This window comes from Duganella sp. AC917 (assembly GCF_979258245.1).
In genome coordinates this window covers 595,682-610,135 of the sequence record NZ_OZ409848.1, presented here as the reverse complement: position 1 = coordinate 610,135, position 14,454 = coordinate 595,682, and the positions used below count along the sequence as shown (strand labels likewise).

8 protein-coding genes are annotated in these 14,454 nt (G+C 63.0%); 1 reads left to right on the top strand and 7 read right to left on the bottom strand.

Annotation, left to right across the window (positions count from 1 at the left end; translation table 11 throughout):
* Positions 1-17 precede the first annotated feature (17 nt).
* The 7 genes from ACZ0BA_RS02675 to ACZ0BA_RS02645 form a co-directional block, all read right to left on the bottom strand.
* Positions 18-785 (bottom strand): GIN domain-containing protein, encoded by a 768-nt coding sequence (locus ACZ0BA_RS02675; RefSeq protein WP_463449814.1) that lies wholly within the window; start codon positions 783-785, stop codon positions 18-20.
* Between the two features lie 220 nt (positions 786-1,005).
* Positions 1,006-2,475 carry an ATP-binding protein gene (locus ACZ0BA_RS02670; protein WP_463449813.1) on the bottom strand — a complete coding sequence of 490 codons (1,470 nt, stop codon included), beginning with the start codon at positions 2,473-2,475 and terminating at the stop codon, positions 1,006-1,008.
* Positions 2,468-3,175, bottom strand: coding sequence for a response regulator (locus ACZ0BA_RS02665; protein ID WP_463449812.1), 708 nt, complete (start codon positions 3,173-3,175; stop codon positions 2,468-2,470). The genes ACZ0BA_RS02670 and ACZ0BA_RS02665 overlap by 8 nt, the downstream gene beginning before the upstream one ends.
* Positions 3,150-4,553, bottom strand: coding sequence for an ABC transporter substrate-binding protein (locus ACZ0BA_RS02660; RefSeq protein ID WP_463449811.1), 1,404 nt, complete (start codon positions 4,551-4,553; stop codon positions 3,150-3,152). The genes ACZ0BA_RS02665 and ACZ0BA_RS02660 overlap by 26 nt, the downstream gene beginning before the upstream one ends.
* Before the next feature lie 88 nt (positions 4,554-4,641).
* The gene (locus ACZ0BA_RS02655; protein ID WP_463449810.1) at positions 4,642-7,263 is read right to left on the bottom strand and encodes a family 20 glycosylhydrolase; all 2,622 of its coding nucleotides are present in this window, start codon (positions 7,261-7,263) and stop codon (positions 4,642-4,644) included.
* A gap of 27 nt (positions 7,264-7,290) precedes the next feature.
* The gene (locus ACZ0BA_RS02650; RefSeq protein WP_463449809.1) at positions 7,291-9,936 is read right to left on the bottom strand and encodes a TonB-dependent receptor; all 2,646 of its coding nucleotides are present in this window, start codon (positions 9,934-9,936) and stop codon (positions 7,291-7,293) included.
* 62 nt (positions 9,937-9,998) lie between these two features.
* Complete coding sequence (locus tag ACZ0BA_RS02645) at positions 9,999-11,255, bottom strand: ABC transporter substrate-binding protein (RefSeq protein ID WP_463449808.1); 1,257 nt, start codon at positions 11,253-11,255, stop codon at positions 9,999-10,001.
* A gap of 497 nt (positions 11,256-11,752) precedes the next feature.
* Here ACZ0BA_RS02645 and ACZ0BA_RS02640 point away from each other — a divergent pair, with 497 nt between their 5' ends.
* The gene (locus ACZ0BA_RS02640) at positions 11,753-14,416 is read left to right on the top strand and encodes a TonB-dependent receptor (protein ID WP_463449807.1); all 2,664 of its coding nucleotides are present in this window, start codon (positions 11,753-11,755) and stop codon (positions 14,414-14,416) included.
* Positions 14,417-14,454: the final 38 nt, after the last annotated feature.

Below are 14,454 nucleotides of genomic sequence, written 5' to 3'. Positions count from 1 at the left end.
GGTATGTTTATTTGGTTTTATTTCCAACTTACCTTGCCCAGGCCGTCAACGGTAACGTTGCGGTTCAAGGGCTTGCCATAGACAACGACCGAGCCGAGTCCGCTCAGGTTCAATGTCGCGTTGGCCTTGGCGTAGACGGTGGCGTTGCCCAGACCGCTGAGGTCGACGTTGACCGACTCCGCCTGGAACTGCTGCGCGTTGAGCCCGCCCAGCCCGCCCAACGTCGCTTTGAGCAGTTTGCTGCGTCCGCCCAGCGTGATGTAGCCGGCGCCGCGCAAGTCCAGCTCGACACTCTCGTTCTCGCTCAGCCACAGGTGCATCTTGCCGACGCCGCCCAGACCGGCCTTGAGGACCTTGTAGTCGATCACCGCCTTCATGCTGCCGGCGCCGTCCATCGTCAACTCCAGCTCGTCGCCGCTGAAGCCGCTGATGTCGGTGGTGCCGACGCCCTCGCTGATCAACTGGCGCAGACTGGGCAGTGTCAGCTCGGCGCGCGTGCTGGACCGACCGACCTTGACGCCCCGGCCGTTGTCGCTGTCCAGATATAAGGTGTCGCCGGTTTGCGCGGCGTTCAGCTTGTCCATGTCGCGCTTGTCGCCGGTGATGCGCAGCGACGGCGTATCGCCCTGCCGCACTTTGACGTCGATCACGCCGTCGAGCTTGACGCGCACGACGCGCGCGTCGATCGTCACCACGCGCGTTTCGCTGTCCTCGGCGGCGCTGGCGCGGGAGAACAGCGAACAGAACGCGGCAAAGAACAGGCCAAACTGGAAAAGCTTCGTCATCATTTCAATCCTCTGATATTTTTTCAACAAGCCGATGGTGGTCAATATAGCAACAATAGTGGCGGCCGCCAACCACCCAGTGATGGATGTGAGCACTATATAGGTGGCGCCCGCCGCGCCGGCGCGGATTGCGATGAACTGCACAAAACGCCGACAGGGCGACGAAAAGCGGGAATGGGAGCGCGTGCGGTGGCGACTGCGGGCGCGGATGCGGAATCGCTCAGGCGGGCAAACGGATGGTGGCGCTCAGCCCGCCTTCGGGATGATTCTCCAGTATGAGCTGGCCGCCGTGCGCCTCGATGATGCTGCGCGCGATGCCCAGCCCCAGGCCCATGCCGCCGTCGTTCTGTTCGCGGCCATGCTCCAGCCGCACATAGGGTTCGAACAGGCTGGCGAACGCCTCCTCCGGCACGCCCGGGCCGTGATCGCGCACCGTGATCGCGACCGCGTCCGGCTCGTCGCGCACGTCGATCTCGGCGCGGTCGCCGTAGAACAGCGCGTTGTCGAGCAGATTGCCGATGGCCCGCTTGAGCGCCAGCGGCTTGGCGCGCACCGCCACGCCGCTGTCGCGATAGCCCACTTCGTGCCCTGCCAGCCGCGCGCTGCGCACCAGGCGGCCCAGCAAGGCGTCGAGTTTGACCTCGGCCGGGTTTTCGTGGATGTCGCTATCTTTCACGCATTGCAGCGCGCCCTTGACCATCATGTCCAGTTCATCGAGATCCTCTTCGAACTCGTTGCGCAAGGCTTCGTCGTCGAGCAGCTCGGAGCGCAGCTTGAGGCGCGTGATCGGCGTGCGCAGATCGTGCGAGATCGAGATGAACAGGCGGTCGCGGTCCTCGATGTAACGCTGGATACGCTCGCGCATCGCACTGAAGGCGCGCGCGGTGTTGATAAATTCCCGGCTGCCCCCTTCCGGCAGCGGCAGCGGCGGCGCGCGGTCGTCCTGCCCTTTGCCGAAGGCGGCGGCGGCTTCCGACAGCGCCGCCAGCGGACGCGTGATCCAGCGCACCACCAAAAGACACAGCAGCAGCACGGCCGCCAGCGACAGCCCTTGCAGCGCCAGGCGGTCCCACGCCAGCGGATCGTTACTGCTCAAGAAGTACGGGTTGGGCATCAAGGCCGCCATGTACAGCCAGTTGCCAGGTTCGATCTCGGTCTGTATCACCAGGATGGGCGCGGGGTCCGGCTGCAGCAGCAGGATGTGCTGCACCCAGGCGTCCGGCAGGTCGCTGAGGTGGACGTCGTTATCCGACACCACCAGTTGATCGGGCCACGCGAACGCCAGGTGGAAGCCGGGCGAATGGGGCAGGTCGCTTTTGAGCGTCGCGCCGACGGTGTCGATGACGCTGCGCGCCAGCGGATGCTCGGCGATCTGCGTGACCGGGACGTAGGCGCGATTGAGGTTGACGAAAAAGCGCGTGCCGCCCATCTCGCGCAGCTGCTGGATCAGCAGCAGGCGGTAGTTGGCCGGCAGGCTGCGGAAAAACCGGATCGCGCCGGACGCGCTGTGCGCCACGTACTGCGAAGCCGACTGCGCCTCCACCTGGGCCTTGGCGCGCAACTGGGTTGCCCAGATGATGCTGGCGGTGAGCTGCGTCACCAGCAGCCCGGCCACCATCACCAGCGTCAGTCGTCCCAGCAGCGATTGCGGCAGCAGGCGGTGCGCCAAGCCAGGCAGCAGTCTACGCATGCGAGACGCTGACGTCGGCCGAGAACACGTAGCCGGCGCCGCGCACCGTCTTGATCAGGGCCGGCTGCTTGCCGTCGTCGTTGAGCCGCAGCCGCAATCGGCTGATCTGGACGTCGAGCGAGCGGTCCAGCGGACCGGCGTCGCGCCCGCGCGTCTCCTCGCACAACAGGCTGCGGTCGAGGATCACGCCCGGATGCTCGGCGAAGTATTTCAGCAGCTGGAAATCGAGGCCGGTCAGCGCCACCGGGTTACCGTCGCTGTCGACCACCTTGCGCTCCTTCAGATCCAGCGTGAAGCCGACAAAACGGTAGTAGCGCGCCGATGCCGGTTCCGCCGCGCTGCGCCGCAGGATGGCCTTGATGCGCGCCAGCAGCTCGCGCGGGCTGTATGGTTTGGCGATGTAGTCGTCGGCGCCCAGTTCCAGGCCGACGATGCGGTCCGTTTCGTCGGAGCTGGCGGTCAGCATGATGATGGCGACATTGGAGCGCTGGCGCACCTGCTTGCACAGCGCGAAGCCGTCGGTATCCGGCAGCATGACGTCGAGGATCACCAGCGACAGCTGGTCGGCGTGGGTGTGCAGCTCGGCCAGGAAGCTCTCGCCGTTGTGCGACAGGATCACCTCGTACTGGTTTTTCTCCAGGTAGGTCTTGAGCAGCACCCGGGTTTTTTGGTCATCATCTACGATCAGTATCTTGCGCAACGGGCGCTCCTTGGCTTCTGAGGTTAAACAGTCGGAATAGCGCGCCGAGACGCCGCTGCGCCTCCGCCGGCGTGGCCTTGTCGTCGAGGTAATAGCGGTGCACCTCGGCGATGATGGCGTCGCGCGTGGCTTCGTCGGCGGCCATGCGGTGCACCAGGCTGGGGGCCTGCACCGCCTCGCCCTGCGCGAACACGGACCAGGAGGCGCGCGCGCAGCTGTCCATGCGCGCCGGATCGGCGTCGCGCCGCACCGGCACCGCGCCTTTGAGGACATTGAATTCGGCTTGCACCGACGGCGACAACAGCACCCGCGCCATCTTCTCCTGCGACGGCATGTGCCGGTAGTCGCCGGCGAACATCGTCAGCGTATCGACGCTGTACAGGTGATACTTGGCCGTTCCCGGCGCGGCCGCGCAGCCGTAGTCCTCGTCCAGCGTCATGCCGCGCTCGGCCAGCTCCGGCTTGGCCCAGTCGCCCATGATCATCATGCCGGCGTCGCCGCGCGCGAACTGGCGCACCACCTCGGGCCACGTCCGCTCATCCATCTGGCGGGTGATCCAGCCCTTGACGACGCGCAGCCGCTCCAGCGCCTCGGCGGTGCGGCGGTCGGCGGCGGCGGCCGGGTTGCGCTTGACCAGCAATTCACGATAAAACTCAGGCCCGCTCTCGGCCAGCACCAGGTTCTCGAACAGCGCGGCCACCTGCCACGACTCGCTGCTCTGCGCCAGCGGCGCCACGCCGGCGGCCCTGAGCTTGTGGGCGGCCAGGACAAATTCGGCCCAGGTCCGGGGCGGCGCAAGCCGCAGCCGCGCGAATACCGCACGGTTGTAATACAGCGTGTTGACACGGTGGATGCCGAGCGGCGCCGCCACCACATGGTTACGGTGCTGGATCAGCTTTTGGATGGTAGGGAAAAGGAAGCCGTTCCAGTTGCCGGCGCTGGCGACGTTGTCGATTTCGAGCAGCAGCCCGAGTTCGGCCCATTCGGCGACGGAGACGCCGATGATCTGCGTGACCTCGGGGGCGTCACCGGCCAGAACGCGGCCCTTGAGCACCTTGCCGGCGCCAATACCGGCACCGCCGGGAATGGCGGCGTCCTTCCACGCCAGACCCTCGTCGGCCATGCGCGCCGCCAGCAGGTCGGCCGCTTTGCGTTCGCTGGGGGACGTCCACCAGTGCAGTACCTGGAGGGTGTTGGCGGGAGTTTGCGCCGATGCCGGCGGAGTCGGGGTCGGGGTTGGCGTCGGCAAGAATGCGCCGCAGTCGGCGGCGCACGCCACGGCGAATACGCCGAAGGTGAATGCGCGGATGGCCGCCGTCCGGCGCGCGGTCGAACGAAATCGTAACCGGCCTAACCGGGGCGGGGCTACTTTTTCCATCGACGCTATCACTCATCATCCTGAAAAAACGGTGCAATGATTATAGCGGAGATGATCGTCTGCGGGGACAGATCGTCATGCCGGCGGTTCAGCGGTTTTCCACGCGCGCCACCAGCCCCGCCCTGCCGTTGCGGTCGAAGGCGGCGACCTGGATGACGCCCTTCTCCGCGATCGGTCCCGTCACCGGTTTGCTGCTGGCGTCCGGAACGGCTCCGTCGACCGTGTAGCGCATCGCAATGCCCGGCAGGACGTGGTTGACGAGCACACGGCCACCTTCGATCAGCAAGCCCGGAGGCGCAATGCGGTAGTTCACGCCAGCTTTCTCCAGGTCGAGGCGAGGCAGCACGCGCTGGCTCAGCGTGTTGACAAAGCCCGACCAGGCCGCGCGGTGCAGCACGGCCGCTTTGTCCGCATCGTTTTCCGTGGCCCACGCGGGGTCCGGCGCCCACGAGCGCTCGGCCATCGCCAGCAATCGCGGCATGACCAGGTAGTCGATGCGGTCCGGAGTCAGCACCGTTTCGGTGAATAAAGTCGCTTCCAGCCCGCGGATGCGGCGCTTGCCGTAATCGGTCAAGGCGTCCTTGCCGGACATCGGCTTGTCGGCGTTCTTCAGATAATCCAGCGGAATGAAGTCGTATACGGTATCCAGCTCGACGTAGTCTCCCCAATTGACGCCCGGCTCCTCCGGATTGGCGTTGTAGGCCATATCCATGTACATCTTGGTCACCGGCGCCAGTACGATGTCGTAGCCGGCGTTGGCCAGGCGGTAGGCGAAGTCCTCGGCGCCCTCGGTGTTGTTCCAGACGTAGGCACTGAAGCCACGCTGGGTGAAGCGCGGATTCGGGATCAGTTTGTGCTGGCCGCGCAGCATGGTGGTGCGCGCGGCCATCTCCTCCCAACCAGAGGCGAACAGCCCTTGCTTGCGCAAGATGACATCGACGCGGTCGTAGAAGTAGTCCCACAAGTCGGCGACGGTCTCCAGCTTTTTCTGCCGCATCACGGCCAGGCTGGCGGGCGACTGCTCCCAAGCGCCGCGCGGCAGTTCGTCGCCGCCGACGTGGATGGTGCGCAGCTTGACGCCGGCCTCGCGGTGCAGCGCGGCGACCTGTCCAACCACATGCTCGATGAAGGTGAAGCTCGACTCGAGGCCGGGGTTGATGACGTGGTCGGTGTAGTGCTGCGGCGAACTGTAGACGGAACGGTCCCCGAAGTCGTTGAGCAGATACTTCGCGGCGTCCGGTTTTCCGGCGGCCTTCAGGCGATGATAGCGCGCCTCCATCGCCTGTACCGCCGCGCGGGCGTGGCCGGGCATTTCAATTTCAGGGATCACGTCGATGTGACGCACGGCGGCGTAGCGCAGGATCTCGATGTAGTCGGCACGGGTATAGTAGCCGGTGCCGGTGGCGTTGTCCGGATTGCCGCCGGAGCCGTAGGCCGGTTGCAAACGAACTCCCGGCTTGGCGCTGTGGCCGCGCACCGCGCCGATCGATGTCAGTTCCGGCAGGCCGGCGATCTCCAGGCGCCAACCCTCGTCGTCGGTCAGGTGAAAGTGGAAGGTATTGAGCTTGTAGCGCGCCATCAGGTCCAGCAGCTTGAACACAGTTTGTTTGGTGTGGAAGTTGCGGCTGACGTCCAGCTGGAAGCCACGATACGGGAACCGTGGCGCGTCGACGATGCTCACTTCGGGCAGCTCGATGCCGCCGGCGCCCGGCAACGGCATCAGGTCGCGCAGCGATTGCAGACCGTGCGCCACGCCGGCGGCGCTATTGCCGACAATGTTGATGCCGCTGTCGGCCTTGATGGTCAGGCTGTAGGCCTCCGGCGAAGACTGACCGACGACCGCGCCGACACCCAGGCGCAGCTCTGGCGCGCCGGTGACGCCGGATGACAACGCGGCCGGGAACAGCGACCGCGCGAAAGCGGCCTCCGTTTTCAGCGCGGCCGGCGCGACGAGCTTCGGCTGCCCGGTCACACGCAGCTTGCCCCTGCCCTGCTCCAACCGCAGCGGCGTGGGGAACAACGGTGGCAGCGACGCCACCGGGAGCAGGTCGGCTTTGGCGTTGCGGCGATAGGTGTCCTGCGGCGTGACGACCGCTTTAGCTCCGGTCGCGCCTTTGTCGAGTTGTTCGGGACGATCGACAGGCAGCAGTTCGTAGTCCGTGATGTTCTGGCCCACATCGGGCGCGCTGTCGTAGACGAGATACGGACCCGCCGGCGCCTTCGCCAGCTTGATCACCAGATTGGGGTGAATGTACGGCACCTTCAACGTCTGTCCCGGCGCCACTCCGGCAAACCCGGGAGCGGGACGGATGCGGTATAAGCCGCCAGCCACCTTCTCCACCGTCAGGTTGCCGGCCAGCGGGCCGGTGGCGACACCGTCCATGCAGTTGAAGTACAGCGCCCAGCCTTGGTCCGGAAGCGGATACTTGTCCAGATTCGTCAGGGTGAACCGCGCATGCGTGATACCGCCGGGGGCCGCAGCGGGAAATTCATTGCGTTCCAACTCCCAGCGCAGACGCAGCTTGGCGCCCGCTGCCGCAGCGGTTGGCGTCGCGTCCCGGCTCATGGCCGCCGTGCCGGGCTTGGCGACCTCCCCCGCCCGGGCCACCGTGCAGGGCGTCGCCATCAACAGCAATAACGATAACGGTAACGACAGCGATGACGACAATGAGGCCAGTCCGATACCGCCGGCGGTTTTCCGATTCAGCATTCCACTCCCCTGGGTGACCTTCGATGATTAAAACTTGGCTTTGACGCCGACACTATACCGGGCGCCGTTCTCGTACACGCCAACCGGCAGGCCGTCGGTGGTATTGGTGCGTATCAGTTCATTCCCGATATTCACCGCCGTCAGATACAGGCTGATTTTCGGCGTGATGTCCCAGCTGGCCGAAGCGTCCCATTGCCCGTACGCGCTGGTCACATCCTGGCCGCCCTCATTCAAGCCGCCGTAGGACTTGGAGCGGTAGTTGTACGACAGCCGCGCGCTATAGCCGTCCTTTTCGAAGAACCCGCTGACATTGGCCTGGTTGCGCGAGTTGCCCACCACGTTGAGTTTTTGACCGTTGGCGTTGGCGCCGGTCTTGGCGTCGGTGAAGGTGTAGTTGACGATGGCGCCAAAGCCGCTACCGAAAGCCTGCTGCCACTGCACTTCCAGTCCGTTGACGGTCTGCCCGCTATTGGCGTTGTATGGGCGCGTGACCGAGCGCGTGACGCCGCCGACGTTTTCCAGCGCGCTTTGCGAGTAAATGAAGGTATCGAGCTTTTTGGCGAACACCGTCGCCGACAGCAGCGAGGCGTCGGCGTAGTACCACTCGGCGCCGATCTCCGCCTGGTTGGCGTGGTAGGGCTTGAGGAAGGGATTGCCGGCGGTGGCGGCATTGGTGGTGCCGCTCACCTCAGTGCTGGCGCTCAAATCGCTGTAGGTGTTACGCGCCATCACGCGGGCGATGGCGCCGCGCACCAGCAAATCCTTCTTCACGGAGTAGACCGCGTTAAGGCTCGGCAGCACGTCGTTGTAGGTGCGTGAAACGCTGCCCAACACGTAATTGCCGTTGCCGTTCAGGTCTTGATAGGCTTCCGAGGTCTGATCGGTCTTGACCAGGCGCGCACCGAAGTCGCCGCGCCACTGCCCCACCGCAAAGTCGGCGCGGACATAGGTCGCATAGATCTTCTCTTTGATGCGGTAGTACTCGCCCTTCGCCTCCGCATACACCATGCCCTTGTCGAACATCGCGAAGCCCCTCGACGACGCCAGCCCGTCATCGACCCACGCGTACTGCGTGAGCGAGCCGGCGCTTGCGGCCTCCTGCGAGATCAGCGGCGATGGTCCGGTCGACAGGTCGGCCAACGTCAGCGTTTCCCAACCGGGATTGCCGGGACCATTGGTGCCGATGATGCGCCGGTTCTGCACCTTGGTGTCGCGCACCTTCACGCCGACCTTGATCGATTTGAAGAAGGCGCCATTCAGATCAATCGTCAGATCGCCCTGGGCGTAGTTTTCCTTGGTCTCCATGCGGCGTATCCAGTCGCGCGTGCTTTGCAAGGTCAGTTTGGTCGGATCGAGCGGGCTCATATCCAGGTACTTGATCTCGTACGTGTCCGGAGCCAGGTTGAACGTGGCGCGGGTGTTCCCGGTGAACCAGAAGTTTCGGTCATGGTCGCTGCCGCCGGAACCCTTGGTGGTGCCGGCCTGGCCGTGGAACTTCCAGCTGTCGGCATCGTAGGTGCCTTCCAGGTCCAGCACCTGCGATTTGACGTACGACTGGCGGAAAATCGGCTCGAACGAGACACCGTTGGTCGGGCCGACCGTGCCGCCCACCAGCGCCTTGGTGCCGTCCGAGGTGGTGATGAAGCGAGGATTGGCGACGGCGATGTTCCCTTGCGCGTCCACCAGGCCACCCGCTTGCCACAGGTAGTTCTGGTTGCTGTTGTCCATGCTCATATCGGAGTTCATGTAGTTCAGCGAGATGTCGGTGTTGGCGTTCGGGCGCGCCTGCAAGGTGATGTTGCCGGTGGTGCGCTCGCGGTCCTGCCGGAAGATCGGAGTGCCGCCGCCCCACGATGCATAGGCGCCCGGTGTGACGGCGCCGTTCTGGTCGACGATGTTGTACTTGGTCGTGTCGGTGAAGTTTTCCAGACCGTCGCGACGCATCGTGCGTTTTTGCTGACTCACCGCGACCAACGCGCCGAAGGTCTTCTGTTCGTTGGTCCAACTGAGCAGGCCGGAGAACTGCGGATCGGTTTTCTCGGGCAGTTCGCTGTAGGTCGCTTCCGCAGACACCTGTGCGACGAAAGGCTTCAATTGGAACGGCTTGCGCGTCTTGACGTTGACCAGGCCACCGATACTACCCTCGTCCAGGTCGGGAGAAGGGCTTTTATAGACATCGATGCTGCCCACCAGCTCCGAGGCCAGGATGTCGTAGTTGAAGCCACGGCTTTGCGAGTCGTTTTTCCACCAGTAGCCCGACGCCACGGCCTGGCCGTTCAACTGCGTCAGGTTCAGATTCTTGTCGGTGCCGCGCACGAAGATGTCGCGGCCCTCGCCCCAGGTGCGGTCGACCGAAATGCCGGGGACGCGCTGCAGCGAGTCGGCTACGTTTTTGTCCGGGAACTTACCCACCTCCTCCGCCGTCACCGTGTCGATCACGTTGCCCGAGTCGCGCTTCTCGGCCAGATTGCGCTTGAGGCGTTCACGGATGCCCTTCACTTCGACCACCGCCGGCTCTCCCGCCGGCGCGGGTTCGCTGGCCTGCGCAGCCGCTTCCGCCACGGCCGCATCGGCAGCATGCAGTTGCGGAGCGAGTGCGCCACCAAGCGCCAGCGCGATCAGCCTGGGGAGCAGTTTTTTGTTCAACAGCGGCTTGGTGGTCGTCATCGTCATTTGATTCTCCAGTTTTTTCTAAATCGTAAATGAACAAAGGGGAAAGGCAGGTGCAATTACGCTTACTTTTGCTGCGGCTTGTACCACTGCGCAAAGCCGTTCTGCAGCCTGGCGGCGGCGTCCCTGGGTGACAGTTTCCCATTCAAGACCTGGGCATTGACGCTCCATAGTTCGCTCTCCATGCTTGGCTGGCCGCGATTGAGCACCTGGGCGTTGAAGCGTATCGTCGAGGCGCAGCTTTTACGCCACTCCGCCATCTGCTCCGCCACCGGATCGCGCACCGCGATCAAATGGTTAGACAGCGAAAAGAATCCAGTAATACGGTTGGTGTAGATGTCCGCGAATTCCTGAGACCCCACCCACGCCAGAAATTTGAGCGCATCGTCCTTGTTGCGGGACTTTTTGTTGACGCCGATACCAATGTCCATATGGTCCGAAATGAAACACGGGTCACCCGCCTTGCGCACCGGCGGCGGAAAAGCGCCAAGTTCCAGACCGGGCGTTTGGCTGAAATAGGAGATGTCCCACGAGCCGGTCGGATAGACCGCCGCGCGGCCCAGCGCGAACATGTTCTGACTGTCGCCATAGGTCTGCGCGCTGGCGCCTTTGTCCAGGTAGGTTCCCATCCTGGACTCGAACTGAAATGCTTCGACGAAGGGCGCGTCGGTCAGCTTTGCCTTCCCTGAGATAAGCGCCTTGCGTCCCTCCTCGCCGCGCCAGAAGTTCGGACCGATATTCGTATAAACCGTTTGGCTCGATTCCCACTGTTCGGCGGTGCCCAACGCCAGCGGCGCCACACCGCCGCCGCGCCGCTTCACCGACTCCAGCACGGCGAAGAACTGTTCGACCGTTTTGGGCGGCTGCAAATCGAGCTTCTTGAAGATCTTTTTGTTGTACAGGAAGCCGTGGATCACCGAGGCGACCGGCATACAGAACGTGTCTTTGCCATCGTCGGTCTGCCAGGCGACCAGCGACGTCGGCGCAAAATTTTGCATCCCCGGTTTGCCGTCCAGTTTTTCGAGGTGACCTTTCTTGTACAGCGACAGCGATACGTCGAACGGACGGCAGGAGATCAAGTCCCCTGCCGTGCCGCCGGCCAGGCGCGCGGCCAGGCTGGCGTCGTATTCGGTGGGCGCGGTCGGTGCGAACTTGACGTCGATGCCTGGATGGTTCTTCTCGAACGCCGGCAGCAGGACTTTTTCCCACAGCGCCTTGTCGTCGGTCCGCCAGGTTTCGATCACCAGCGTGCCCGCCTGCGCGGCTTGGGCGGCGAGCAGGGAGATAAACAAAACGTTCGCTGCGACCCGGAGTGACGGCATCGACTGTCCTCGTATTTTTAGTGATTCCGTAGCAGTATTTGCAACTATAAAATTATTCTAGCATTGCGTTTTACGTTACAGACAAGGACTTTCAGACCACCCTCCAACAACCATAAGTCGTTGAATCGATTGACGTTTATTTTTCCCCGTGAAATCGCTCATTACAGTTCCTTACGTTGGATCGAGTGCCTTACACCGGGCGCCCCTACGGCTCCAAGCCGGCACTGCGTAATAAAACGCAATAAAAACTTACAAAACTTAACCAAAAGGCGCATGCGATTACACGCTGCCGTCCGACTGTTGTTGAGGTGCGACGACCGGCCCAATTGTAAATTCCGTGTTTAGTAAAGGTGATTAAACTGCACCGCGTTTCTGGGATTCGTTTGACCCGCGACTTTTCGAGATGCAATATTTAATTGTCATTATTGACAACCACAGTACCCATAATCAAAAGACGTCAAGGAGACGACATGCTGCATCCGACCAGAAGAACACTCATGAGCCTGGCTGTCGCCAGCGCTTGCGGGTTCATGACCATGACCGCACACGGCCAAGCCACAGATACCACCGCGACCAGCACCACGGCCGCACCCACCACCACCCCGGTCGCCGCGAATCCCGACCAGATCCAGGAAGTGCGCGTCACCGCCACCCGCTACTCAACCTCGCTGCTGCGTACCCCGCTCGCGGTCGCGGCGCTGAGCCAGGAACAATTGACCCGCAAGGGCGCGACCAGCCTCTCGGACTTGAGCGGCGAGATGCCCAACGTCGTGATCGAAAACACCGGCGAGGATTCCGCCGTGCAGATCACCATTCGCGGCATCACCTCCACCAACTTCACCGAGACCGGCGACCCCGCGGTCGGCTTCCACGTCGACGGCATGTACTCGCCACGTCCACAAGGCGCGCAGGCGCTGATGTTCGACCTGGAGCAGGTCGAGGTGCTGCGCGGCCCGCAAGGCACGCTGTTCGGCCGTAACTCGACCGGCGGCAGCGTCAACGTGATTCCGGCCAAACCCGATTGGACGGGCAACTACGGCAAGGCCGACATCGATATCGGCAACTACCGCAAGAAGCAGATCTCGGTGGTGCAGAACATCGTGGTCAACGACGCGCTGGCGCTGCGTGCGACGTTCATGAAGGTCAAGCGCGACGGCTACGCCAACCAGACGCGCGACCTGAGCGAAGCCAACGCCCCTGCCCTTGGCTGGGTCCCTAACGGCAAGCCGGATGTCGACCAGCGCTTCAACCGCGTGGTCGGCCCGAGCGACTACTACACCAACCAGGACGAATGGGCTGGCCGCCTGACCGGCCTTTTGAAGATCAACAAGGACATCACGGCCAAGGCGTCGTATGAGCAGTTTCAGGATTCCGGCGCCGGCGGCGCCACCTTCCGCGATTGCGATGCCACCGCAGGGACCCGCTACGCGTGCGGTCCAGGCCAGGGCAAGTGGGACATCAACGTCAACGTCCCGGGGCAAAACGACCTGAGTATCAAGACGCTGCGCACCGGGATCAACTGGAACATCAACGACCACACCAACTTCGACTACACCTTCCAGGTCGCCGACCAAAAACGCTCGCAAATCACCGACGACGACCTGGGCATGCAGCACGCGGCGCCGTTCCAGATCAATGGCGCATATCCGAATTCGGTCGACGGCAACTGGGGCACCTGGCCGCTGACCGATTCCTTCCACCGCACGCTCGACTCGCGTTACCTGTCGACCGTGCACGAAGCGCAGTTGAAGCAGCAGCTGGGCAACGTGCAATACGTCGGCGGCTTGTTCTGGATGCACGAGCGTAACCGGATCGACTATGAGCAGACCAACACTATTCAGAAGCCTTACGGCGACGTCGGCAGCGTGCTGTATAACCAGCCGAACCGCCAGGTAGACGCCAAGGCGGTCTTCGCCCAAGCCGACTGGAAGTTCATTCCGACATGGACCGGTACCCTCGGCGCGCGCTACAGCATCGACAGCAAAGAGGACAAAGGCGGCAAGGTGTATGGCGCCAACTGGATCGGCAACTCGGCCTACTACAACGGCCTGTACTCGCAGGGCACGCCCGGCACGCCGGGCTTCCACGTCCATGACGGCACCGATCTGACGCCGGCGATGGGCGGCAGCGTGGCGGCCTACAACCTGTATGGCGCGCCGACCTCGAACGACCACAAACAGGAATGGAAAAAAGTGACGTGGCGCGCGGGTCTGCAAAAGCAGCTCGACAACAACAAGATGGTGTATGCCTCCGTGTCGACCGGCTACAAGGCCGGCGGCTTTGCCGACAAGACGGACAGCTGCAATTACCGCCTGTGCGCAGACGGCAAACCTGGCGTCGAGACCTTCCTGCCGTACGAGCCGGAAACCGTGACGAACTATGAGCTGGGCTTCAAGGGCAAATTCCTGGACAACCGTTTGAGCCTGTCGGCCACCGCGTTCTTCATGAAGTACAAGGACATGCAGGTCACCGGCACCTACTTCATCAACCAGATCATTCCATCGAACGGGCTGCCTTGCCCTGCCGACCAGCCCAAGTGCGACGTGTACGAAGGCTGGCGCACCATCAACGTCGGCAAGGTCAATATCCCGGGCCTGGAACTGGAATGGGACTACAAGCCATGGCGCGGCGGCCGTATCGGTGGCGGTTTCGCCTTCATCAACTCCAGCATCCACGACTACAATTCGTACAGCGACGACTACCAGTGCGACGTGCGCCTGGAACTGGGCCTGCCGGCCTGCCCGACCGCTTACAATGGTCCGGACAAGACGCTGCTGGGCCGCCGCCTGGCCAACATCGACGGCAACCATCTGCCGAACACGCCGAAGTACCAGTTCAACATCAACTTCTCGCAGGAGTTCGGGTTTGAAAACGGCTACAAGGTGATCCCGTACGTGAAGGTGAACTGGCGCGACAAGGCTTACTTCGACATGCTCAATTCCGAGTTCCCGAGCATCGGTCGCTATCAGAAGGCCTATGCGATGGGCGATGCGTCGGTGCGGCTGGAAGCGCCCGACGACAAATGGCACGCGGAGCTGTATGTTCGTAACGTCTCGAACAGCCATGCGAAGTTGAGTGGTAATTCGGTGTTTGGTGGTTTCATGGAGGCGAACTTCGTACAGCCTCGCATGTTTGGCGTCCGGGTCGGCGCTAGCTACTAAGATGTTTGGCAGGATTAGGCGTTTCGTCTAATCCTGCC